The organism is Streptomyces sp. NPDC091377, from assembly GCF_044757045.1.
In the GTDB taxonomy this organism is placed as follows: Bacteria; Actinomycetota; Actinomycetes; order Streptomycetales; family Streptomycetaceae; genus Streptomyces.
In genome coordinates this window covers 59,508-81,821 of record NZ_JBIVUE010000024.1, presented here as the reverse complement: position 1 = coordinate 81,821, position 22,314 = coordinate 59,508, and the positions used below count along the sequence as shown (strand labels likewise).

At 70.7% G+C, this 22,314-nt stretch carries 17 protein-coding genes and 1 riboswitch; of the genes, 9 read left to right on the top strand and 8 right to left on the bottom strand.

What is annotated here, in order from left to right; all coding sequences use genetic code 11:
• Nucleotides 1-376 precede the first annotated feature (376 nt).
• On the bottom strand, nt 377-607 hold the full coding sequence (locus ACIQNG_RS34610; RefSeq protein WP_401425369.1) for a hypothetical protein: 231 nt from the start codon (nt 605-607) through the stop codon (nt 377-379).
• Between the two features lie 443 nt (nt 608-1,050).
• Here ACIQNG_RS34610 and ACIQNG_RS34605 point away from each other — a divergent pair, with 443 nt between their 5' ends.
• Complete coding sequence (locus tag ACIQNG_RS34605; RefSeq protein ID WP_401490656.1) at nt 1,051-3,174, top strand: type IIA DNA topoisomerase subunit B; 2,124 nt, start codon at nt 1,051-1,053, stop codon at nt 3,172-3,174.
• Nucleotides 3,175-3,333: 159 nt separating this feature from the next.
• Here ACIQNG_RS34605 and ACIQNG_RS34600 read toward each other — a convergent pair whose 3' ends face one another.
• The 4 genes from ACIQNG_RS34600 to ACIQNG_RS34585 all read right to left on the bottom strand — a co-directional run bounded on the left by ACIQNG_RS34600 (nt 3,334) and on the right by ACIQNG_RS34585 (nt 8,188).
• Nucleotides 3,334-4,014 carry a response regulator gene (locus tag ACIQNG_RS34600; RefSeq protein ID WP_401425374.1) on the bottom strand — a complete coding sequence of 227 codons (681 nt, stop codon included), beginning with the start codon at nt 4,012-4,014 and terminating at the stop codon, nt 3,334-3,336.
• The gene (locus tag ACIQNG_RS34595; RefSeq protein WP_401490654.1) at nt 4,011-5,792 is read right to left on the bottom strand and encodes an ATP-binding protein; all 1,782 of its coding nucleotides are present in this window, start codon (nt 5,790-5,792) and stop codon (nt 4,011-4,013) included. The genes ACIQNG_RS34600 and ACIQNG_RS34595 overlap by 4 nt, the downstream gene beginning before the upstream one ends.
• 96 nt (nt 5,793-5,888) lie before the next feature.
• A complete protein-coding gene (locus ACIQNG_RS34590) occupies nt 5,889-6,830 on the bottom strand; it encodes a sucrase ferredoxin (RefSeq protein WP_401490652.1) in 942 nt (313 codons plus the stop codon).
• Nucleotides 6,831-6,928: 98 nt separating this feature from the next.
• A complete protein-coding gene (locus ACIQNG_RS34585; protein ID WP_401490650.1) occupies nt 6,929-8,188 on the bottom strand; it encodes a citrate synthase family protein in 1,260 nt (419 codons plus the stop codon).
• A gap of 109 nt (nt 8,189-8,297) precedes the next feature.
• Here ACIQNG_RS34585 and ACIQNG_RS34580 point away from each other — a divergent pair, with 109 nt between their 5' ends.
• From ACIQNG_RS34580 to ACIQNG_RS34570, 3 genes are all read left to right on the top strand, one after another.
• Nucleotides 8,298-9,464, top strand: coding sequence for a citrate synthase/methylcitrate synthase (locus tag ACIQNG_RS34580; RefSeq protein ID WP_401490648.1), 1,167 nt, complete (start codon nt 8,298-8,300; stop codon nt 9,462-9,464).
• Between the two features lie 278 nt (nt 9,465-9,742).
• Entirely contained in the window at nt 9,743-9,982 is a 240-nt protein-coding gene (locus tag ACIQNG_RS34575) for a hypothetical protein (RefSeq protein ID WP_401425382.1), read from the top strand.
• Between the two features lie 395 nt (nt 9,983-10,377).
• Complete coding sequence (locus tag ACIQNG_RS34570) at nt 10,378-11,322, top strand: endonuclease/exonuclease/phosphatase family protein (protein WP_401490685.1); 945 nt, start codon at nt 10,378-10,380, stop codon at nt 11,320-11,322.
• 43 nt (nt 11,323-11,365) lie between these two features.
• On the opposite strand, the gene ACIQNG_RS34565 is transcribed toward ACIQNG_RS34570, so the two are convergent.
• Entirely contained in the window at nt 11,366-11,917 is a 552-nt protein-coding gene (locus ACIQNG_RS34565) for a DUF6082 family protein (protein WP_401425384.1), read from the bottom strand.
• A gap of 593 nt (nt 11,918-12,510) precedes the next feature.
• Between ACIQNG_RS34565 and ACIQNG_RS34560 the strand changes: the two genes are divergently transcribed.
• Nucleotides 12,511-13,656 (top strand): CobW family GTP-binding protein, encoded by a 1,146-nt coding sequence (locus tag ACIQNG_RS34560; protein WP_401490683.1) that lies wholly within the window; start codon nt 12,511-12,513, stop codon nt 13,654-13,656.
• Here ACIQNG_RS34560 and ACIQNG_RS34555 read toward each other — a convergent pair.
• Nucleotides 13,653-16,109: a DNA topoisomerase (ATP-hydrolyzing) subunit A gene (locus ACIQNG_RS34555; RefSeq protein ID WP_401425387.1), complete on the bottom strand. Its 2,457-nt coding sequence runs from the start codon at nt 16,107-16,109 to the stop codon at nt 13,653-13,655. The two genes, ACIQNG_RS34560 and ACIQNG_RS34555, sit on opposite strands and share 4 nt — an antisense overlap.
• 447 nt (nt 16,110-16,556) lie before the next feature.
• Here ACIQNG_RS34555 and ACIQNG_RS34550 point away from each other — a divergent pair, with 447 nt between their 5' ends.
• From ACIQNG_RS34550 to ACIQNG_RS34535, 4 genes are all read left to right on the top strand, one after another.
• Complete coding sequence (locus ACIQNG_RS34550; protein WP_401425389.1) at nt 16,557-17,927, top strand: M16 family metallopeptidase; 1,371 nt, start codon at nt 16,557-16,559, stop codon at nt 17,925-17,927.
• Between the two features lie 14 nt (nt 17,928-17,941).
• Entirely contained in the window at nt 17,942-19,312 is a 1,371-nt protein-coding gene (locus tag ACIQNG_RS34545) for a M16 family metallopeptidase (protein ID WP_401490681.1), read from the top strand.
• A 445-nt stretch (nt 19,313-19,757) separates the two neighbouring features.
• Nucleotides 19,758-19,921: riboswitch (cyclic di-AMP (ydaO/yuaA leader) on the top strand.
• A 12-nt stretch (nt 19,922-19,933) separates the two neighbouring features.
• Nucleotides 19,934-20,707, top strand: a complete 774-nt coding sequence (locus tag ACIQNG_RS34540; RefSeq protein WP_401425392.1) for a M23 family metallopeptidase — start codon at nt 19,934-19,936, stop codon at nt 20,705-20,707.
• Nucleotides 20,708-20,944: 237 nt separating this feature from the next.
• Nucleotides 20,945-21,634, top strand: coding sequence for a GntR family transcriptional regulator (locus ACIQNG_RS34535; protein WP_401490645.1), 690 nt, complete (start codon nt 20,945-20,947; stop codon nt 21,632-21,634).
• Between the two features lie 250 nt (nt 21,635-21,884).
• Here ACIQNG_RS34535 and ACIQNG_RS34530 read toward each other — a convergent pair whose 3' ends face one another.
• Nucleotides 21,885-22,166 carry an HPr family phosphocarrier protein gene (locus ACIQNG_RS34530; RefSeq protein WP_401425396.1) on the bottom strand — a complete coding sequence of 94 codons (282 nt, stop codon included), beginning with the start codon at nt 22,164-22,166 and terminating at the stop codon, nt 21,885-21,887.
• Nucleotides 22,167-22,314: the final 148 nt, after the last annotated feature.

Genomic DNA, 22,314 nt, shown 5'->3' with positions numbered 1-22,314 from the left:
CCTACGGGCGGTGAGAGGGACTGAGGGCCCTCTCGGAAGGCTGTCTACGGGTGTACGGGTTGTGGGGGCCCTCTCAGGGGGCCTGAACGGGCCCAGAGGGCCTGAACGGACCCAGAGGGCCTGAACCGGCCCAGAGGGCCTGAACGGGCCCGGAAGTCCTCCCGGGGGTCCTCCCGAAGGGTTTGTGCGCCCCCGGAGTCCTCCGGAGGCGTCGGAGGAAGGCTCGGGCGGCTGTACGGCTGTATGGCCCCGTCAGCGGCCCTCTGCGGGCCCGGCTGGGACGCCCACGAGTACGGGCGACCGACCCTCCTGGGTGAGGGTCGGTCGCCCGTGGGCCGGCCTGTGCCGGCACTGGCTCGTCGTGGGACGCGAGGTCTCAGCGCTCTTCTTCGGAGGCGGTCTCGGGAACGGACGTGAGCCGCTCCGTCTCATCCTGTATTTCAGCGGCGATCTTCTTGAGTTCCGGCTCGAACTTGCGACCGTGATGGGCGCAGAAGAGCAGTTCTCCACCGCTCAGCAGGACGACGCGCACGTACGCCTGGGCGCCGCACCGGTCGCAGCGATCAGCCGCCGTCAGCGGGCTCGCGGGGGTCAGAACAGTAGTCACGTCGCCTCTTCTCTAGCTCGACGAGCTGTCGTACCAGGGTCAACATCCAACCAGCCCGAAAACGTTCCCGCTCGTGGCTTCTCCTCGAAAAAATCTTCCGAGGCGGCTGTTTGCTGCCGGTTTGGCGGCGAATGTGCCGTAGTGCGTGGTGCTCATGTCTTACGGTTTCGCGCTGTCGGTCAGGGGTCGGTCCTCCCGGCTGGGTTGCCGGTTTGTTCATGAGGACGTGCCCGGAGCCTAAATGGTTCATGCCTGGAAGGGAACGTGATATGTACTTCACTCCATCGAGGGATCGAACACGTATGCGACCCTCGACTAGTCTGAGATGAGGAGAGGGTGGCGTTACAACGGCTCTATCTGGCCTCGGTACCCTCTGAGCGGCAACAGAAGCCGCGCCCTTACCCACTTGGGCATCATCTGAAATTCAGCGAGGAGCGAACCGCGTGACCGCCGACACGTCCGTGCCGTCCACAGCGCTGCTGGCAGGAGCAGACCGGGACGGTTCCAACTACACCGCGCGGCACCTGCTCGTCCTCGAAGGGCTTGAGGCCGTACGCAAGCGCCCTGGCATGTACATCGGCTCGACGGACAGTCGTGGCCTGATGCACTGCCTCTGGGAGATCATCGACAACTCCGTGGACGAGGCCCTGGGGGGGTACTGCGACCACATCGAAGTGATCCTCCACGACGACGGGTCCGTGGAAGTCCGTGACAACGGCCGCGGCATCCCGGTCGACGTCGAGCCCAAGACGGGTCTGTCCGGCATCGAGGTCGTGATGACCAAGCTGCACGCCGGCGGCAAGTTCGGCGGCGGCTCCTACGCCGCGTCCGGCGGCCTGCACGGCGTGGGTGCCTCCGTGGTGAACGCCCTGTCCGCGCGCCTGGACGTCGAGGTCGACCGCGGCGGCCACACCCACGCGATCAGCTTCCGGCGCGGTGTCCCCGGAGCCTTCGCCGCCGCCGGGCCGGACGCCAAGTTCGAGGCCAAGAGCGGACTGCGCAAGACGAAGAAGGTCCCCAAGACGCGCAGCGGCGCGCGCGTGCGCTACTGGGCCGACCGCCAGATCTTCCTCAAGGACGCCCGGCTCTCCCTGGAGAACCTGCACCAGCGCGCCCGCCAGACCGCCTTCCTGGTGCCCGGCCTGACCATCGTCGTACGCGACGAGTTCGGCCTCGGCGAGGGCGGCAGCAAGGGCGAGGAGTCGTTCCGCTTCGACGGCGGCATCAGTGAGTTCTGCGAGTACCTGGCCACCGACAAGGCCATCTGCGACACCCTCCGCTTCACCGGACAGGGCACCTTCAAGGAGACCGTCCCCGTCCTGGACGAGCACGGCCAGATGACCCCCACCGAGGTCACCCGCGAACTCGGCGTCGACGTGGCCCTGCGCTGGGGCACCGGCTACGACACCACGCTCCGGTCGTTCGTCAACATCATCGCCACGCCCAAGGGCGGCACCCACATGGCCGGCTTCGAGCAGGCCGTCGCCAAGACCATGAACGAGGCGCTGCGGGCCAAGAAGCTCCTGCGCGTCGCCGAGGGCGACGTCGTCAAGGACGACGCCCTGGAGGGCCTCACCGCGGTCGTCACGGTCCGACTCGCCGAGCCGCAGTTCGAGGGGCAGACCAAGGAGGTGCTCGGCACCTCGGCGGCCCGCCGCATTGTGAACAACGTGATCACCAAGGAGCTGAAGGCGTTCCTGACCGCCACCAAGCGGGACGCCGCCCAGCAGGCCCGCGTGGTCATGGAGAAGGTCGTCGCCGCCGCGCGGACGCGGATCGCGGCCCGCCAGCACAAGGACGCGCAGCGCCGGAAGACGGCGCTGGAGTCCTCGTCCCTGCCCGCCAAACTGGCCGACTGCCGCAGCGACGACGTCGACCGCAGCGAGTTGTTCATCGTCGAGGGGGACTCCGCGCTCGGCACCGCCAAGCTCGCCCGGAACTCCGAGTTCCAGGCGCTGCTGCCGATCCGCGGCAAGATCCTCAATGTGCAGAAGTCGTCCGTGACGGACATGCTCAAGAACGCCGAGTGCGGTGCGATCATCCAGGTGATAGGAGCTGGATCCGGGCGTACGTTCGATATCGACACCGCCCGCTACGGCAAGATCATCATGATGACCGACGCCGACGTGGACGGCTCCCACATCAGGACCCTGCTGCTGACGCTCTTCCACCGCTACATGCGGCCCATGGTCGAGGCCGGTCGGGTGTTCGCCGCGGTGCCGCCGCTGCACCGGGTGGAACTCGTCCAGCCCAAGAAGGGCCAGGACAAGTACGTGTACACCTACTCCGACCGGGAGCTGCGGGACACACTCATGGAGTTCCAGAGCAAGGGCGTCCGCTACAAGGACGCCATCCAGCGCTACAAGGGCCTCGGCGAGATGGACGCCGACCAGCTGGCCGAGACCACGATGGACCCGCGCCACCGCACCCTGCGCCGGATCAACCTCTCCGACCTGGAGAGCGCCGAAGGGGTCTTCGACCTCCTGATGGGCAACGACGTGGCCCCGCGCAAGGAGTTCATCTCCAGCAGCGCGGCCACGCTGGACCGGTCACGGATCGACGCGTAGGCGCTGCGCGCCGGCTTGGATCGCCTCGGCGTTGCTCGGTGTGCCTCCGGGGGTCCCCGGAGGTCCTGGGGGTCCCCGGTGGTTCCGGGGATCTCGGGTGATCCTGGTGGTCCCTGGATGGTCCCCCGGGGTCCCCGGGGAGCGTGATGGCGGTCCGGGTCAGGTGCGGGTCGCCCAGACGTAGCGGTGTTCGGGGCGGCCCGCGTCGCCGTACTTGAGGGTCAGGGTGGCGCGTCCGGTGCGTTCCAGGAGCTTGAGATAGCGCTGGGCGGTCTGGCGGCTTACGCCGGTGCGCTCGGCGATCTCCTGGGCCGACAGGGGGCCCTCGGCGTGCATCAGGGACTGGCGGACCAGTTCGGCGGTGGTGGGGGAGTGGCCCTTGGGGAGGTCGGATTCGGACCCGGCCGACAGGGCGCCGAAGATCCGGTCGACCTGGGCCTGCTCGGCCTCGCCGCCGCCGTCCAGAGTGCGGCGCAGTTGCGCGTACGCCTCCAGCTTGGCGCGCAGGCCCGCGAAGGCGAACGGCTTGACCAGGTACTGCAGCGCCCCGTGCCGCATCGCCTCCTGCACCGTCGAGATGTCCCGCGCCGCCGTCACCATGATCACGTCGGTCTGGTGGCCGCGGCGGCGCATCTCCCGTACGACCGCGAGACCCGTGTCGTCGGGCAGGTAGTGGTCCATCAGGACCAGATCCAGCCGGGGCAGCGCCTCCAGTCGGCTCAGCGCCTCGGCCGCGCTGTGCGCCTCGCCGGCCACATGGAAGCCCGGCACCTTCTCCACGTACGCGGCGTTGACCCGCGCGACCCGCGTGTCGTCGTCCACGACCAGGACCTCGATCATCGCGACTCCTCCTCGGCGGGGACCGGCGGGACAGCCGTCCGCACGGCGGCGTTCGGTACGGCGGCGTTCGGCACAGTGGTGCTCGGTCCAGTGGCCAGGGCCTGCTCCGGCCCCCGCCCCGGTCCCAGGTCCGGTCCCGGTTCCGGTCCCAGGTGCGGTCTCGGTTCTGGTTCGGCCAGGGCCTCGGGCAGGACGACGGTGAACTCCGCTCCGCCGCCGTGGGCCTGCGCCACGGTCGCGGTGCCACCCTGCCGTTCGGCCAGCTTACGGACCACGGACAGCCCGATACCGCGTTCGCGGTGGGCGGGCGGCTGCTTGGTCGACCAGCCGTCCTCGAAGATCAACTCCCGTTGCTCCGCCGGAACCCCCGGACCCGTGTCCCGCACCTTGAGGACGACCGTACGGCCCTCGGCGAGCAGTTCGATCTCCACGCGCGCGTCACGGGTGCCGGCCGTGGCGTCGAGCGCGTTGTCCACCAGGTTGCCCACGACGGTGACCAGACCCCGCGGATCGATCAACCGGTCCGTCAGCCAGGTGCGGTCCGAGATGCCGAGGGCCACCCCGCGCTCGGCGGCGACGGTCGCCTTGCCGACCAGCAATGCCGACAGCAGCGGGTCCCGTACCTTCTCGGTCACCTGCTCCGACGTGGCCCGGTGACCGCCGACCACCTCACCGACGAATTCCACGGCATCGTCGTACATCTCCAGCTCCAGCAGCCCCAGAAGGGTGTGCATCCGGTTGGCGTGCTCGTGGTCCTGCGCGCGTAGGGCGTCGATGAGGCCGCGTGTGGAGTCGAGTTCCCGGCCGAGCTGATCCAGCTCCGTACGGTCACGCAGCGTGGCGACCGCGCCACCGTCGTCCGTGGGCATCCGGTTGGCGACCAGCACCCGGTGGCCGCGCACCGTGAGCAGATCGGTGCCGTCCACCCGCCCCGCCAGCACATCGGCCGTACGTCCCCTGCCGAGCGCCTCGTCCGGCGAACGGCCCACGGCCTCCTCACCGATGCCCAGCAGCCGCTGCGCCTCGTCGTTCAGCAGCCGGACCCGTCCCGAGCGGTCCAGCGCGACCACGCCCTCACGGATGCCGTGCAGCATCGCCTCACGCTCCGACAGCAGTGCCGAGATATCGGAGAACGCCAGGTCACGCGTCTGCCGCTGCACCCGGCGGGAGATCACCCAGGCGGCCAGCGCGCCGACCGCCAGCGCGCCGCCCGCGTACGCGAGCAGGCCCGGGATCGCGTGGATCAACCGCGCCCGCACACTGTCGTACGCGATACCGACCGACACCGCGCCCACGATCGTGCCGTCGTCGGCCCTCAGCGGCACCTTGCCGCGCGCGGAACGGCCCAGTGTGCCCTCGTCGATCTCCATGACGTCCCGGCCCGCCAGCGCGTCACTGGGGTCCGTGGACACGACGTGGCCGATCTCCGCGGGATCCGTGTGCGACCAGCGCACGCCCCGCCGGTCCATCACCACGACGTACTCGGCCTTCGTCGCCTTCCGGATCCGTTCCGTCTCCTGCTGGACCGGCCCGTCGACCGTCGGAGCGGTGTCCGTGACCTGTGCGGCGAGCTGCGGCTGGGCGGCCGTGGTCTGGGCGATCGCCAGCGCGCGGCGCATCGCCTGGTCGTCGAGCTGGTCGCTGAGCGGCGCGAGGAACAGTCCGGTCGCCAGCACCGCGACCCCCGCGGCGATCGCCACCTGCATCAGCAGCACCTGCGAGAACGCCCTACGGGGCAGTCCCAGGCGCATGCGACGGGAGGGGGGAGTGGGGCTCATGCCCCAGACGTTACGTTGCGTACGGAGCACGGCGTAGGGCGTGCGCCACGCTGAGGGCGGTCGGCCTGCGGCGGGACCAAGGGGCGGGGCGGGTGGTCAGCGGGCCAGGGCGGGGGCCGGGGTCAGTTCGCGCACCGACACGACGTCCATCCGGGCGGGTGTGCCCAGGACCGAGCCGCAGCTCTCCGGGCGGGGTGGCAGCGAGGCGCCCTGGGCGACCACGACCCGCCAATGACGGCCGTCCGTGTGGGCGACGGTGATCTCCCAGCGGGGTGCGGAACCGATCACGCGTACGACGTCCAGGGCGCCGGCGCCGTACTCGCGGGCCGCTGTCCTCACGGCCAGCTCGGCGGCCTGGCCGGGCCGGTCCCAGGCCGACCGGCCCCGGCAGCCCTCCACGACCACACGGCCCTCCTGGACACGGTGGAGTACCTCCTTGACGGTGTGGGCCTGGACACGGCCGTAGGCGTAGCCGTACGGCAGGACCAGGACCGTCGGAGAGAAGCGGTGGCCACCCAGATGGGTGACCTCCCAGGCGCCCTCCACCCCCGACGCGGCCAGCTCGGCGGCGAGCGGGCGGCCCAGGAGGGCGCAGCAGCGGTCACGCTTGCCGTTCGTGCAGACCAGCGCGAGGGGGTCGCCGGTGTGCGGCCGTCCCTGGAGGGCGGTGTCGAAGGTGTGGTGATCGCCTCTGCCCAGAGCGGTGAAATCAATGTTGAGCAGTTGACTCGGGTCGGTCGTGGTCGCGTGGTGCAGCCATACACCGCCCGGCAGTGTGTGGGCGGCGTACACCTGCCGCACCATGGGCCTCCCGAAATCGGCGTGGCGCCCCGGGCGGCGGATGAGCGCGACGCGTACGCCCGTGTCCTGGGCGGCGGCCTCCAAGGCGCGTCCGAGGGCGGGGTCCAGGTGGCTCGATGTGAGCGCGCGGGCACCCCAGGGGCCGGGCTGTTCCAGCAGCAGCCAGGTCCTGGCCGTGGCCGCGGTGCCGGAAACGGGCTCGTCGAGGTCCCGGGAGACGGTCGTGCACGTACTCACACAGGTGAGCCTAACCTGACTTCCCCGTAGGCGACTTCCGGCCGGGGCCTCTCCTGTTCCCGTCCTGCTCCGGTCAGGCTCCGGTGCCTCCTGCGGTCCTACTCCGGCAAGGGCTGGGGCGGTCGCGGACCCACGTACTGTCCTTCCGGTCGCATACGCAAAGGCCGCTCCTTGTACTCCTCCAACGCGTGGGCGATCCAGCCCGCGGTGCGGGCGACGGCGAAGATCGCCTCGCCCGCGGTGGCCTGCATGCCGCCGGCCACGGTGAACACGGCGAGCGCGAGGTCGACGTTGGCGTGCAGCGGGGTGTGGCGGGCGGTGATGTCCACGATGTCGCGGGCGGCGGCGAGCGCGGGCTCGGCGTGGGGGAGTGCCTCCAGGCGCGCGAAGAGGGCACGCGCGCGCGGGTCCTCGCCGCGGTAGAGCCGGTGGCCCAGGCCGGGGATCCGGCGCCCGGCCCGTAGCTCGCCGGCGATCACCGGCGCCGCGTCGTCCTCCTCCAGCACCTGTTTGATGAGCCGGTGGGCCAGCCCGCTCGCGGCACCGTGCAGCGGGCCCTCCAGCACGCCGAGGCCCGCGGAGACGGCCGCGTAGGCGTGGGAACGGGCCGAGGCGGCGACGCGGACCGCGAGGGTGGACGCGGCGAGGTCGTGGTCCACGAGCAGCCCGAGAGCGTTGTCCAGGACGCTCAGTGACGCCTCGTCGGCCTCGCGCACGCTGAGCCTGGTCCAGAGCCGGTGGGCGATGGGCCCGTCGTCCTGGGGCGCGTACATCGCGGCCGGCAGGGCGCCGACCAAGGTGGGGATGAGGGTCCGCGCGGTGCCGAGCACCGCCTCCTCCGACAGGTCGAAACGCAGCGGGTCGGCCGTGGCGGCGGCGATCGCGGCGACCCGGAGCCGATCGGTGGGGTCCGTGTGCTCGGGCAAAGCGTTGACCGCTCGGCGGGCGAGGTCGATCACGCTCTCGGGCGCGGTGAAGGTGACGCCGGGGTGCAGCCGTCCGGTCCAGAGCCAGTCGGCGATCTCCTCGTAGGAGTGCCGCGCGGCCAGCTCGGTGGCGTCGACGCCGCGGAAGTAGTACCGGTCGTCCTCGATGAGTGTGATGCGGGTCCGTACGGAGAGTTCGCCGCCGCCGGATGCCGAACTCCCCGCGCTCTCCCGTCTGTTGCGCCGGGCCAGCGACGCCACCTCCTGCGCGTCGAAGGTGCTGCCGCGTCCGCCCTCGGCACGGCGACTGCTGAGCTGGCCGCGGCTGACGTAGGCGTAGACCGTCTCGGGCTTCACGCCGAGGAGTTCGGCGGCCTCTTTGGTGGTCAGTCGCCGTTCGGGGTGGGCGGGGCCGGGTTCTTGATCGGGCATGGCGTCACCGTATCCGGCGGCGGGGACGTGTTGATTGATATTGATTCAATCAATATTGACAGGTGAAGAGTCAATCATGGACATTCGAATCAAGTCCAGGGAGGAAACCATGCCCGTCAACAGGTCCACCGCCACCCTCATCAACGCACCCCGGGGGCTCGCCGGTGTCGTCGTCGCCGACACCGAGATCGGAGACGTACGGGGGCTCGAAGGCTTCTACCACTACCGCCAGTACTCGGCCGTCGACCTCGCGCAGACCCGCGGCTTCGAGGACGTCTGGCACCTGCTGGTCCATGGTGAACTGCCCGACGCCGAGCGGAGCGTCGAGTTCGCCGCCGAGACGGCGGGGCTGCGACGGCTGCCCGACGAGGTCAGCGCCGCGCTGCCCGCGATCGCCGCGGCCGGGCGGGGATCGGGGCCGCTCGCCGGGATGCGGACCGCGTTGTCGTTGCTGGGGGCGGCCAAGGGGTTCCGCCCTGTGTACGACATGGACGTGGAGCAGCGTCGGGTTGACTCCGTCGTGGCTGCGGCGGCTGTGCCGACCCTGTTGACGGCACTGCACAGGCTGGGGCGGGGTGTTGATCCGATCGAGCCGCGGCAGGATCTGTCGTACGCGGCCAACTACTTGTACATGTTGACCGGGAACGAGCCGGACGAGCGGCGGGCGCGGGCGATCGAGCAATACTTGATCTCCACCATTGATCACGGGTTCAACGCGTCAACGTTCACGGCTCGGGTCATCGCGTCCACCGGCGCGGACGTGGCGGCCTGTCTCGTCGGAGCGGTCGGCGCGCTGTCCGGTCCCCTGCACGGCGGGGCCCCGAGCCGCGCCCTGGACACCCTTGACGCGATCGGTACACCGGACCGGATCGACCCTTGGATCCGGGAGCGGGTGCTCGACGGGGACCGCATCATGGGCTTCGGCCATGCCGTCTACCGCACCCAGGACCCGCGGTCGCGGATGCTGCGGGAGATCGCGGAGGGGTTCGGGGGACCGCGGGTGGAGTTCGCCGTGGAGGTCGAGCGGCAGGTGGAGGCGATTCTGGCGGAGTTGAAGCCGGGGCGCGAACTGCACACCAACGTCGAGTTCTACGCCGGTGTGGTCATGGAGTTGTGCGGGCTGCCCCGTGAGATGTTCACGCCGACGTTCGCTGCCGCGCGGACGGTCGGCTGGAGCGCCAACCTTCTGGAGCAGGCGCAGGACTCGAAGATCATCCGTCCGGTGGCGCGGTATGTGGGACCGGGGGCACCTGTGGAGGTGCCTGCCTGGGGGTGACGTGTGTCTGCTTGGGGGCGAGGTGCCGTGACCTGGGGCAGGGCGCTGGCTGTGGGGTGGGGTTGCTGCCTGGAGTCAGTGCCGGTGTGGGAGCGAGGGGCCCTGGTGGCGGTGCGAGACGGTGGTGCGCGGGTGGGGCGGCGCTGATCGCTGTAACTGCCGTTCCCGGAGTGCGTGCCGGTCCCTCTGATTCGGGTTCTGTGCCTGCAAAGATGCCATCGCGCACCGCGCGGCAGCGTGCGCAGGCGCAGTGCCTTGAGAACAGAGGGAAATCAACAGTGAGTCAGATCATTCGTCGCCTGGGCGTCTCGCCACGCCTCCGCGGCAGCACCAACGGGGCCACGTGCCCCGACATCTTCGAACTGGCGGACGGCGACTTCGCGATCATCGGCACCGATGTCACCGACTCACTGGACTCTGAACTGCCGCCGGACGCCGGGCGGGCCGCCCACGAGCGCATCGTGAGGATCACCAGGGAGACGTTGGTGAAGGCGAAGGCCGACATTCCGGATGCCTGAGTCGTCCGGTGCCGTGGAGGGCCGGCCCTGATCGTGCGGCCCTGATCGTCCGGATGTGATGGTCCGGCCCTGATCGCACGGACCGACGGCGGCCATTGAGGCGACCCGGCCGGCGGGCGGCACTCCAGGCGCCGGACCCACCCCGGCCGTTGACCCGGCCCCCAACAGCGCCTCAGGCCCCAGGCGCCAGGCGCCGGACCCAGGAGGATCCCCCTCCGCGGCGGTCCGGCGCCTTCGTTGTCCCCGAAACTGATTCGTCTGCTGATTCGTCTTAGCCAGCACGATCAAGCAGATGGGAAGCCATGACGGAGCGTGGCCGGTGGTGCCGGTGGAACCAGTGGGACCCGTGGTGTCGGCGGGACCGGCGGGACCGGTCGGTGTGGGCGCCGGGGCGGATGTCGGCCGTGCTCGCGCTGCTGACGGCCGGGCTGCTGGCCTTCCACGGGGCGGTGCCCAACTCCGTCGGCCGTCTGGGGAGCCTGCTGGAGGTGTTCCTTCCCTGGCTCGGACTGGTGGTCGTCGTACTGTTCGTCCTGGCCCTGGCGCGCCGTTCGGCGGTCGCGCTGCTGGCGCTGTTGCTGCCGGTGGCGGTCTGGACGTATCTCTTCGGTGGGCTCATGTTGCCGGCGGAAGCGGAATCCGGCTCGCGGGATCTGGTGGTCGTACAGCACAACGTCAGTGACGAGAACGCCGATCCGGCCGGTACGGCGCGCGCTCTGGCGGATGCCGGGCCCGATCTCATCGCGTTGCAGGAACTGGTGCCTCCGGCGCTGGCCGAGTACGAGCGGAGCCTCGCCGCGAGCCATCCGCACCACGTCGTCCAGGGCACGGTGGGGTTGTGGTCGAAGCACCCGCTGACCGGGGTCCGGGCGGTGGACATCAAACCTCAGGGGATCCAGGAGGACTGGAACCGCGCGGTGCGGACCGTGGTGGAGACGCCGTACGGCGATGTCGCGGTCTACGTCGCACACCTGCCCTCGGTCCGTGTCGGGTCGAGCGGCCTCGCGTCCGCGTGGCGGGACGAGAGCGCGGCTCTGCTGGGCAAGGCCCTCACCGCCGAGGAACGGGAGACCGTCGTCCTGCTCGGTGATCTCAACGGCACCGTCGACGACCGTGGGCTGGCCCCCCTGACCTCGCGGATGAACACGGCGGAGCGGGGTTTCGCCTTCAGCTTCCCCGCGTCCTTCCCCGTCGCTCGTATCGACCAGGTCATGGCCCGCTCGGCGACCGTCGGCCACATCCGCGCCCTGCCCGCCACCGGCAGCGACCACCTGCCGGTCATCGCCCGGATCACACCGGACCGACCGGGCCCGGACCGTGGCGGCGCGCCCGCCGGATGACCCGGCCCGGGGATACGGGCACGAGCCCGCCCTCCCCGGACTTCTAAGCCTCCTCACCCGGAGGGATCCCCACCACCCACCACTCCTCGTCGGTGTCTTCCAGCGCACGCAAGAGGTCGTCCACGATCTGGCCCAGTTCGGCCTCTTCGGTGTCGGTGATGCTGGCGCGCTGATGCCGGCCCGCGGTCCAGTACTCGCGGACGACAGGGTTCTGGAGCATGCCGCGGACGTGCTGGAAGAACTCGTCCTTGGTGAGGTTGCCTATGCGGTAGTAGAAGAGCAGGTTGGTGTAGAGGGCGTTGGCGAAGAGGTACTGGCGCCGCTGTTTCGCCGTGAGGGACCCGTCGTAGTGGTCCAGGACCTCGGCCAGTTCGGGGTCGTCCATGGCCTTGCTCAGCAGTTCCCAGTGCTGGTGCTGCTGCCGTGCCAGGTTGGCGTGGGACGGGCTCGGGGTCCGCTGTTCCAGCTGGTCCAGACGGAGGTGCAGCGCCTGCAGCGCACGGCGCTGTGCGGTGAGTGCGATCAGGACGCCGGTCGTGAGACCGGCCGCGGCGACCACGCCCAGCGCACGCGCCTCAAAAGTCCGTTTGGCCATGTCAATCCCCGAATCAGGCGGCCGGCCGCCGGTCGTCGGGTGCGGGTCGACTGAAGGGGACCGGCGAGCGGAGGGCGGCGCTTGCCGTCTCCCAGGGTGCCGAGCGGCTCTGGTCGGCGGGGAGGCGGAGAGGAGGCGCACGGAAGGAAGACGGGTCGCACGAACCGGCGCCTTGACAGACGTCTGCCCCCTGCGTGGTGTGAACAATCGTTCACTGCGGGGGCGTATCGGGCGCCGCGGGGGCGCATCCGACCACTCGTATCCTGGGGCGGCATTCCAACCAGGGGTGGTGCGCACCCTCCGCGAACCCGGGGACGGCCGCGAGCCGGTGCGCGTACAGGCGTGAGAGAGGTCGCACAGTGCGTCGCAGCCGGGAGGGCCGGGAGGGCCGAGAGGGCCGGGACAACCGGGAGAGCCAGGACAACCGGGAGAACCGGGAGAACCGGGAGAATCGGGAGAACCGGGGGAACCGGGGGAGCCAGGACAACCGGGAGAGCCAGGAAGATTGCGAGTACCGGGAGAGCCACAGCAGCCACGGCAACCACAGTAACCACGAGGGCCATGAAGGCCGTCGTGGTCCGGGTGCGCGCCAGATCCCCGTCGTCGTCCTCGCCGGATTCCTGGGTTCAGGCAAGACGACGCTGCTCAACCACCTCCTCCACCACAGCGGCGGCAGCCGGATCGGCGCCGTCGTCAATGACTTCGGGGCGATCGAGATCGACGCCATGGCGGTGGCGGGCGCGCTCGGCGACTCCACCGTCTCACTCGGCAACGGATGCCTGTGCTGTGCCGTCGACGCGAGCGAACTCGACCTGTATCTGGAACGGCTCGCCGCTCCTGAGGCCGGTATCGACGTCATCGTCATCGAGGCCAGCGGGCTCGCCGAACCGCAGGAACTGGTGCGGATGCTGCTCGCGAGCGATCTGCCGGACATCGTCTACGGCGGTCTGGTCGAGGTTGTCGACGCCGTCGAGTTCGACGCCACGCGCGCCAAGCACCCCGAGATCGACCGGCATCTCGCCCTCGCCGACCTGGTCGTCGTCAACAAGTGCGCAGGCACCGCCGCCGACCGCGTCCTCGCGCTCGTCCGTACCCTCACCGATCGCGCCGCCGTCGTCCCCGCGCGCTACGGCCGTATCGACCCCCGGTTCCTCTTCGACTGCCGGCCCAGCGAGGAACGGATCGGCCAGCTGACTTTCGACGACGTGCACGTGACCGACCACGAGGACGGCGAGGACCACCACGAATCCGACCACGCGGACAGCCACGCCGCCCACCTGCACGCCGCCTACGACACCCTCTCCTTCACCGCCGACACCCCCATGGACCCCCGGCGCCTGATGGCGTTCCTCGACAGTCGTCCCGAGGGCCTGTACCGGATCAAGGGATACGTCGACTTCGGCCCGCACGATCCTCGCAACCGGTACGCCGTGCACTCCGTAGGACGCTTCCTGCGTTTCTACCCGGAGCCCTGGCCCGCGGCGGAGCCCCGCCGTACACAGCTCGTCCTCATCGGCTCCGGCGTCGACCGGGCGGCGCTCGGCAAGGAGCTGGAGGCGGCGACGAGCGACACCCCGCACGCCGACGAGCACGGCATGTGGGGCGTCCTGCGCTACGTACCCGAGCCGTCACAGGAGGAGGCCCAGAGCGGCACCGGCACCGGCACCGCTACTGGCACCGGCACCGGCACTCGCACCGGCACCGGCACCGCGACCGACATCGCGGAACCCGCTCTCTAGACCGGTCCCGCCACCACCGCCACCGTCTTCGCCAGCGACACCCCCGACCCGTCCCGCCGCGGATCCGGCTCCGGCAGTTCCGCCGGGGTGCCGTTCTTCTGCGCCGCGAGGGCGGGGGAGGGGCCCGCCCAGCCCAGGGAGAGACAGTCCTCGCCCTTGAGGAACCGCTGGCAGCGCACCCCGCCCGTGGCGCGGCCCTTGCGCGGGTACTGGTCGAACGGGGTCAGCTTCGCCGTCGTCTGGACCGAGTCGTCCAGCGTGCCGCGCGAGCCCGCGACGGTGAAGACGATCGCGTCGACCGCCGGGTCGACGGCCGTGAAGGAGATCACCTTCGCGCCGTCCGTGAGCTTGATGCCCGCCATACCGCCCGCGGCTCTGCCCTGCGGGCGGACCTGGGACGCCTGGTAGCGCAGCAGTTGCGCGTCGTCCGTGATGAAGACCAGGTCCTCCTCGCCGGTGCGCAGCTCGACCGCGCCGACGATCCGGTCGCCGTCCTTGAGGGTGACGACCTCCAGCTCGTCCTTGTTGGACGGGTAGTCGGGGACCACCCGTTTGACGACGCCCTGTTCCGTGCCGAGGGCCAGGCCCGGCGACGACTCGTCCAGGGTGGTCAGGCAGACCACCGTCTCGTCGTCCTCCAGGGAGACGAACTCCGCGAGCGGGGCGCCGCCCGCGAGGTTGGGCGCCGCCATGGTGTCCGGGAGCTGCGGCAGGTCGACCACGTTGATCCGCAGCAGCCGGCCCGCGGAGGTGACGGCGCCGATCTCGCCCCGCGCGGTGGCCGGCACCGCGGAGACGATCACATCGTGCTTGACGCGGCGGGAGTCCTCGTCCGTGTGGAGGGGCTCGCCGTTCGCCGTACGGGCCAGCAGTCCCGTCGAGGACAGCAGCACCCGGCACGGGTCGTCAGCGACCTGGAGCGGCACCGCGCTCACCGTGGCACCCGCGGACTCCAGCAGGACCGTACGCCGCTCGGTGCCGAACTTCTTCGAGACCGCGGCCAGTTCCGCGGAGACCAGCTTGCGCAGCTCCGCGTCGGAGTCCAGGATCCGGGTCAGCTCCTCGATCTCCGCCAGGAGCTTCTCCTTCTCCGACTCCAGCTCGATCCGGTCGAACTTGGTGAGCCGGCGCAGCGGCGTGTCCAGGATGTACTGCGTCTGTACCTCGCTGAGCGAGAACCGGTCCATCAGGCGCTGCTTGGCCTGCGCCGAATTCTCGCTGGAGCGGATCAGACGGATGACCTCGTCGATGTCGACCAGGGCCGTGATGAGGCCCTCGACCAGGTGCAGCCGGTCGCGCCTTTTGGTCCGCCGGAACTCCGAGCGGCGCCGTACGACGGTGAAGCGGTGGTCGAGATAGACCTCCAGCAGCTCCTTGAGGCCCAGGGTGAGCGGCTGCCCGTCGACCAGCGCGACGTTGTTGATGCCGAAGGACTCCTCCATCGGCGTCAGCTTGTAGAGCTGCTCCAGGACCGCCTCCGGCACGAAGCCGTTCTTGATCTCGATGACCAGGCGCAGCCCGTGCGCCCGGTCGGTGAGGTCCTTGACGTCGGCGATGCCCTGGAGCTTCTTCGAGCCGACCAGGTCCTTGATCTTGGCGATCACCTTCTCCGGACCGACCGTGAACGGCAGCTCGGTGACCACCAGCCCCTTGCGGCGGGCGGTGACGGTCTCCACCGCGACCGTGGCACGGATCTTGAACGTGCCGCGGCCCGTCTCGTACGCGTCGCGGACACCGGCGAGACCGACGATCCGGCCGCCCGTGGGCAGGTCGGGGCCCGGGACGTGCTTCATCAGCGTGTCCAGGTCCGCGTTGGGGTGGCGGATCAGATGGCGGGCCGCCGCGACGACCTCGGACAGATTGTGCGGCGGCATGTTGGTGGCCATGCCGACCGCGATGCCCGAGGCGCCGTTGACCAGCAGGTTGGGGAAGGCCGCCGGAAGCGCGGCCGGCTCCTGCTCCTGCCCGTCGTAGTTGGGGACGAAGTCGACCGTGTCCTCGTCGATGGACTCGGTCATCAGTCCGGTCGCGGCGGCCATCCGGCACTCGGTGTACCGCATGGCGGCCGGCGGGTCGTCGTTGCCCAGCGAGCCGAAGTTGCCGTGGCCGTCGACCAGCGGCACGCGCATGGAGAACGGCTGGGCCATGCGCACCAGCGCGTCGTAGATGGACGAGTCCCCGTGCGGGTGGAGCTTGCCCATGACCTCGCCGACGACCCGCGCACACTTGACGTAGCCGCGCTCGGGGCGCAGACCCATCTCGTTCATCTGGTAGACGATGCGGCGGTGCACCGGCTTGAGGCCGTCGCGGGCGTCGGGCAGGGCGCGGGAGTAGATGACCGAGTAGGCGTACTCCAGGAAGGAACCCTGCATCTCGTCGACGACGTCGATGTCGAGGATGCGCTCCTCGTACGAGTCGTCCGGCGGCGGGGTCTTCGTACTGCGGCGGGCCATCGCTGCCTGGCTCCTCTTTTCTGGTCGCTCGCCCGGGGGTGGGGGAGCCGGTGTCGGCAGGACGCCGGGCGCGGCACGCCCGCTCGTCCTGCCGACACCGGCCCGCCCCCGCGGCTCACTCTTGCTGAAGCGTGGACGTGCTGAAGCGTGGAACGGGATCTGACGCGGACCATTGTGGACCGCGGCACTGACAACGCGGGCCGCACACCCGGATCGCGCTCCGGATCGGCGGTTCCGCTCAGAGCTGACAGCCACCGCTGCGCCCCGCGTCCGCCCGCGCCGACCTGCGGCACGGCTGCCCGCAGGCTACGCGATGCGCCGCCGGTATCCGCTGTCGGCGTACGGCGTCCGGGAACTTCGCCGGTGCCGCGCACACTTGCATACAGTGGCAGGACCGGCACGAAGACCGCGGTTCGAACGACCGCGTCCGCGATCGAAGGGACGTACATGCCCATGGGTCACACGGCCACAGCCGAGGCAGGCTCCGGCGGCCTGACAGCGACCGAGCACCGCCTGGCCAACGGTCTGCGCGTGGTGCTCTCCGAGGACCATCTGACCCCGGTCGCCGCGGTGTGCCTCTGGTACGACGTCGGCTCGCGCCACGAGGTCAAGGGGCGCACCGGCCTGGCTCACCTTTTCGAGCACCTGATGTTCCAGGGCTCCGCCCAGGTCAAGGGGAACGGGCATTTCGAGCTGGTGCAGGGGGCCGGCGGCTCACTCAACGGCACCACCAGCTTCGAGCGCACCAACTACTTCGAGACCATGCCCACCCACCAGCTGGAGCTGGCGCTCTGGCTGGAGGCCGACCGGATGGGCTCGCTGCTGACCGCCCTGGACGAGGAGTCCATGGAGAACCAGCGGGACGTCGTCAAGAACGAGCGCCGCCAGCGCTACGACAACGTTCCCTACGGCACCGCTTTCGAGAAGCTCACCGCCCTCGCCTACCCGGAGGGCCACCCCTACCACCACACGCCGATCGGCTCCATGGCCGACCTGGACGCGGCGACCCTGGACGACGCGCGCGCGTTCTTCCGGACGTACTACGCGCCCAACAACGCGGTGCTGTCCGTGGTCGGTGACATCGATCCCGAGCAGACGCTCGCCTGGATCGAGAAGTACTTCGGCTCCATCCCCGGGCACGACGGCAAGGCCGCCCCGCGGGACGGGGCGCTGCCGCAGATCATCGGCGAGCAGCTCCGCGAGGTCATCGAGGAGGAGGTCCCCGCGCGCGCCCTGATGGCCGCCTACCGCCTCCCCGAGGACGGCACGCGCGCGTGTGACGCGGTCGACCTGGCGCTGACCGTCCTGGGCGGCGGCGAGTCGTCCCGGCTGTACAACCGTCTCGTACGCCGTGACCGTACGGCCGTGGCGGCGGGCTTCGGTCTGCTGCGGCTGGCCGGGGCGCCCTCCCTGGGCTGGCTGGACGTGAAGACGTCCGGGGACGTCGAGGTGCCCGTCATCGAGGCCGCCATCGACGAGGAGCTGGCCCGCTTCGCCGCGGAGGGCCCCACGGCCGAGGAGATGGAGCGCGCCCAGGCCCAGCTGGAACGCGAGTGGCTGGACCGGCTCGGCACGGTCGCGGGCCGCGCCGACGAACTGTGCCGTTACGCGGTCCTGTTCGGCGACCCGCAGCTCGCCCTGACCGCCGTGCAGCGCGTCCTGGAGGTGACCGCCGAGGACGTCCAGAAGGTCGCCAAGGAGCGGCTGCGGCCCGACAACCGCGCGGTGCTCGTCTACGAGCCCACCGCCCCGGAGGCGGACCAGACCGACGGCGCGGAAGCCGCCGCCAGCGACGACACCGAGGAGGCGGCCCAGTGAGCGCGCCGGCCCAGATGGAGTTCCACCCCCAGCCGCAGGCCGGTGACGCCCGCCCCTGGGCTTTCCCCGCGCCCGCGCGCGGAGCGCTCGGCAACGGTCTTACGGTGCTGCGCTGTCACCGCCCCGGCCAGCAGGTCGTCGCCGTCGAGGTGCTGCTGGACGCCCCGCTGGACGCCGAGCCGGCCGGTCTGGACGGGGTGGCCACGATCATGGCCCGCGCGTTCTCCGAGGGCACCGACAAGCACTCCGCCGAGGAGTTCGCCGCCGAGCTGGAGCGCTGCGGCGCCACCCTGGACGCGCACGCCGACCACCCCGGCGTACGCCTCAGCCTGGAAGTCCCGGCCTCCCGGCTGGCGAAGGCCCTCGCGCTGCTCGCCGACGCCCTGCGCGCGCCCGCGTTCGCGGACAGCGAGGTCGAGCGGCTGGTGCGCAACCGCCTGGACGAGATCCCGCACGAGCTGGCCAACCCCTCGCGCCGGGCGGCCAAGGAGCTGTCCAAGGAGCTGTTCCCGCCCACCTCGCGCATGTCCCGCCCGCGCCAGGGCACCGAGGACACGGTTTCCGGCATCGACTCCGCCGCCGTACGCGCCTTCTACGAGAAGCATGTGCGTCCCGCGACCGGCACCGTCGTGGTCGTCGGCGATCTGACCGGTGTCGACCTCGACACGCTGCTCGGGGACACGCTGGGCGCCTGGACGGGCTCCTCTGCCGCGCCGCGCCCGGTGCCGTCGGTCGGCGCCGACGACACCGGCCGGATCGTCATCGTGGACCGGCCCGGGGCCGTGCAGACCCAGCTGCTCATCGGCCGCGTCGGATCCGACCGGCACGACCGTGTCTGGCCCGCCCAAGTGCTCGGCACGTACTGCCTGGGCGGCACGCTCACCTCGCGCCTGGACCGGGTCCTGCGCGAGGAGAAGGGCTACACGTACGGGATCCGGGCGTTCGGGCAGGTCCTGCGGTCCGCTCCCGACGGCACGGGCGTCTCCATGCTCGCCATCAGCGGCTCGGTCGACACGCCGAACACCGGACCGGCCCTGGACGACCTGTGGACGGTGCTGCGCACGCTCGCGGCGGAGGGCCTGACCGACGCCGAGCGGGACGTCGCCGTGCAGAACCTGGTGGGTGTGGCGCCGCTCAAGTACGAGACCGCAGCGGCGGTCGCGGGCACGCTGGCGGACCAGGTCGAGCAGCACCTGCCCGACGACTTCCAGGCGACGCTCTATCAGCAGCTCGCGGCCACCGGCACGGTGGAGGCCACGGCGGCCGTGGTCAACGCCTTCCCCGTGGACCGTCTGGTGACGATCCTCGTGGGTGACGCCGCTCAGATCAAGGAGCCCGTCGAGGCTCTCGGGATCGGTCAAGTCACCGTCGTGGCCGCCGAGTAGGCGACCGGGCGGGCCGCCCGGCAGGGCGGTCGCTCGGACGGCGGCCGACATGCCGTACGCGCGTGCGAGGGCCCCGGGTGGCGGGAGACGCCACCCGGGGCCCTCGCGTCGTACTCCGAAGCGTCCTGAGGCGCCCAGAGGCGTTCTGAGGCGTCCAGAGACGAGCCCGAGAGGAGCCCGAGAGGAACCTGGCACGTGCCTGAGAGGAGCCCGGGAACGAGCCCGGGAACGAGCCCGGGACGAGCATGAGTCGGGCGCGAGTCGAACCCGAGTCGAACGCGAACCGGGCCCGAAGCGGCCCGCGAGGTGTCCGAATTGGGGGAGAGGTTGCCTGTCTGCACTGTGGCGTACGCAACAAAAACGCGGATCTGTTTGGGGTTCGAATGATCGCCGCCTTAGCGTCATCCCGGCTGTTCGTCATGCAGCGCGCCGCATCCGCGGCACCGGACAGCCATCGCCGAGTCCCTGAGGCGCGAGCCAAAGGGGAGCCGGGGACCCATCGCAGTCCCTGGGGTGAATCGGACGCCCGCGCGTGAGCGAGGGGGTCCGTAGGAGACCTTCCTGCTCCGAACCCGTCAGCTAACCCGGTAGGCGAGAGGGAAGGAAAGGACCAGCCACTTCATGGCGTTCACTCGCGCCACCGGGAAGCACCGGCGACCCACCCGTCTGCAGAGCACCACCGCCCGCGCGGCCGGGGTCGCGGCCCTCACCACCACCGGGGTCGTCGGCACCTTCGCCGCCCCGGCACTGGCCGCGGGACAGCCCGCCCAGCAGCCCGGTCTGTCGCCCGTCATCAGCATCGACGACTCGGTCGCCGAGCAGATCGACGCCCAGGCGTCGGCCCAGATGGAAGCCGCCCGGGTGAAAGCCGAGGCCGAGGCCCGCAAGAAGGCCCAGGCCGAGGCCAAGAAGCGGGCCGTGGAGCAGGCCGAGAGGGAGCGCGAGGCCGAGGAGCGCGCCGCCCGCGAGGCCGAGCGCGAGCGCCTGAACCGTTTCGTCTCCCCGGTCGGCGGCTCGTACGTGTCGACCAGCTACCAGGCCAACAGCGGCCTGTGGTCCTCCGGCAGCCACACCGGCATCGACTTCCACGCCTCCGTGGGCACCGTCATCCAGTCCGTCGGCTCCGGCACCGTGGTCGAGGCCGGCTGGGGCAACGCGTACGGCAATCAAGTCGTGATCAAGATGAATGACGGCACGTACACCCAGTACGCGCACCTCTCCTCGATCAGCGTGTCGGCCGGGCAGGTCGTCGAGCCGGGCCAGCAGATCGGCCTGGCCGGTGACACCGGCAACGTCACCGGGGCGCACCTGCACTTCGAGGCCCGCAGCACCTCCGAGTACGGCTCCGACATCGACCCGCTGTCCTACCTCCGCGCGCGCGGCGTCTCCCTCTGACGGCCTCGGCCCTCTGACGGCGTGGCGTTCTGACGTTCCACCTCTTCGCGCGCCTGCACGGTGTGACAAAAGCCCCGGCTCCCCGAGCCGGGGCTTTTGCCGTTTCGGACAGCCGCCCTGTCCAAAAAATATCCCCGGAATCCGGCCCGCCATCGGAAATTCCGGCTCATTGCAATAGAGTCACTGTCCACACGTCGATCGTGGGAGTTTTCGCGGTGATTAAGGCGGAGGTCGGTCATGCGTATTCCGGCGCACTCGGTGTGCACGGCGATCCGGGACGACATCATCGCCGGTGTCTACGAACGCGGCGCCCGGCTCACCGAGGAAGTCCTCGCCCGCCGCTACGGCGTCTCCCGCGTCCCCGTCCGTGAGGCCCTGCGCACCCTGGAGGCCGAGGGCTTCGTCGTCACCCGGCGCCACGCGGGCGCGTGCGTGGCGGAACCCACCGAGCAGGAGGCCGCCGACCTGCTGGAGATGCGGGCGCTCCTGGAGCCCCTCGCCGCCGCGCGGGCCGCACAGCGGCGTACGGAGGCCCATCTGAAGGTGCTGCGCGGCTTGGTCCGGCTCGGCCAGGAACGGACCCGCAGGGGCAGCAGTGACGATCTGCGCTCCCTGGGGAGCTGGTTCCACGAGACCCTGGCCCAGTCGTCCGGCAGCCCCTCCCTGGTCGCGATGCTCACCCAGCTCCGGCACAAGATCGCCTGGATGTACGCCGTGGAGGTGCCGGCCGCGCCCCACGAGTCCTGGGCCGAGCACGGCGCCATCGTGGACGCCGTCACGCGCGGGGACGCCGAACGCGCGCGGGCCCTCACCGCGCTGCACGCCGAGCGCACCACGTCCGCCCACCGCCTCCGCTTCCCCGGCGGCAGCCAGGACCGTGTGAGGACTTCGCAACCTCCCGTAAACATGACGGGCCAGCGGCTTTAACAAAAGCGCCGTATACAAAGAAGAGGGAATTCGAGGGCGGCTATTTCGGTTGCCCTTTTCCGGCGTGCCGTGACCTTGCTTATGCGCGGCGCGGACTTTATGACGCGAGCCGTGGATCGGTAGGGGCGGGAAACCCGGCCGACGCGTGCCGGGTGAATACACAACAAAGCCGCGTCGCCGGCTGGGGCGACGCGGCTTCGGCGTCCGCTGCCGCCGCCCGTCGTGCGCGGGGGCGGACGTGCGGACCGTTTCAGACGGTCTCGGGAAGCTCCTCAAGCCCTTCCGAGACCAGCTTGGCCAGGCGGTCGAGGGCCGCGTCGGCGCCCTCGGCGGCGGAGGCCAGGACGACCTCCTCGCCACCCTTGGCGCCCAGGCCGAGCACGGCCAGCATGGAGGCCGCGTTGACGGGGTCGCCGTCGGCCTTGGCGATCGTCACGGGAACCCCGGAAGCCGTGGCGGCCCGGACGAAGATGGAGGCGGGGCGGGCGTGGAGACCCTCGGCCCAGCCGACGTTGACGCGGCGCTCAGCCATGCGATGCTGCCCTTCAGTGTGCTCGGGTTGTCTAGACCAGTGTTCCATATCGTGGGGCGTGCCAGGAGCGTACGTCCGGGGGCCCCGGCGACCCCCCGGACCACGGCCCGCTCGGCCCCATCGCTCCCTGGCCCTGCCCCCCGGCATC

Bases quoted from the DNA above. Each gene is read 5' to 3' on its own strand.
- ACIQNG_RS34600 (WP_401425374.1), bottom strand. From the start codon at position 4,014: ATGATCGAGGTCCTGGTCGTGGACGACGACACGCGGGTCGCGCGGGTC.
- ACIQNG_RS34595 (WP_401490654.1), bottom strand. From the start codon at position 5,792: ATGAGCCCCACTCCCCCCTCCCGTCGCATGCGCCTGGGACTGCCCCGT.
- ACIQNG_RS34585 (WP_401490650.1), bottom strand. From the start codon at position 8,188: ATGCCCGATCAAGAACCCGGCCCCGCCCACCCCGAACGGCGACTGACC.
- ACIQNG_RS34580 (WP_401490648.1), top strand. From the start codon at position 8,298: ATGCCCGTCAACAGGTCCACCGCCACCCTCATCAACGCACCCCGGGGG.
- ACIQNG_RS34570 (WP_401490685.1), top strand. From the start codon at position 10,378: ATGTCGGCCGTGCTCGCGCTGCTGACGGCCGGGCTGCTGGCCTTCCAC.
- ACIQNG_RS34565 (WP_401425384.1), bottom strand. From the start codon at position 11,917: ATGGCCAAACGGACTTTTGAGGCGCGTGCGCTGGGCGTGGTCGCCGCG.
- ACIQNG_RS34555 (WP_401425387.1), bottom strand. From the start codon at position 16,109: ATGGCCCGCCGCAGTACGAAGACCCCGCCGCCGGACGACTCGTACGAG.
- ACIQNG_RS34550 (WP_401425389.1), top strand. From the start codon at position 16,557: ATGCCCATGGGTCACACGGCCACAGCCGAGGCAGGCTCCGGCGGCCTG.
- ACIQNG_RS34545 (WP_401490681.1), top strand. From the start codon at position 17,942: ATGGAGTTCCACCCCCAGCCGCAGGCCGGTGACGCCCGCCCCTGGGCT.
- ACIQNG_RS34540 (WP_401425392.1), top strand. From the start codon at position 19,934: ATGGCGTTCACTCGCGCCACCGGGAAGCACCGGCGACCCACCCGTCTG.
- ACIQNG_RS34535 (WP_401490645.1), top strand. From the start codon at position 20,945: ATGCGTATTCCGGCGCACTCGGTGTGCACGGCGATCCGGGACGACATC.
- ACIQNG_RS34530 (WP_401425396.1), bottom strand. From the start codon at position 22,166: ATGGCTGAGCGCCGCGTCAACGTCGGCTGGGCCGAGGGTCTCCACGCC.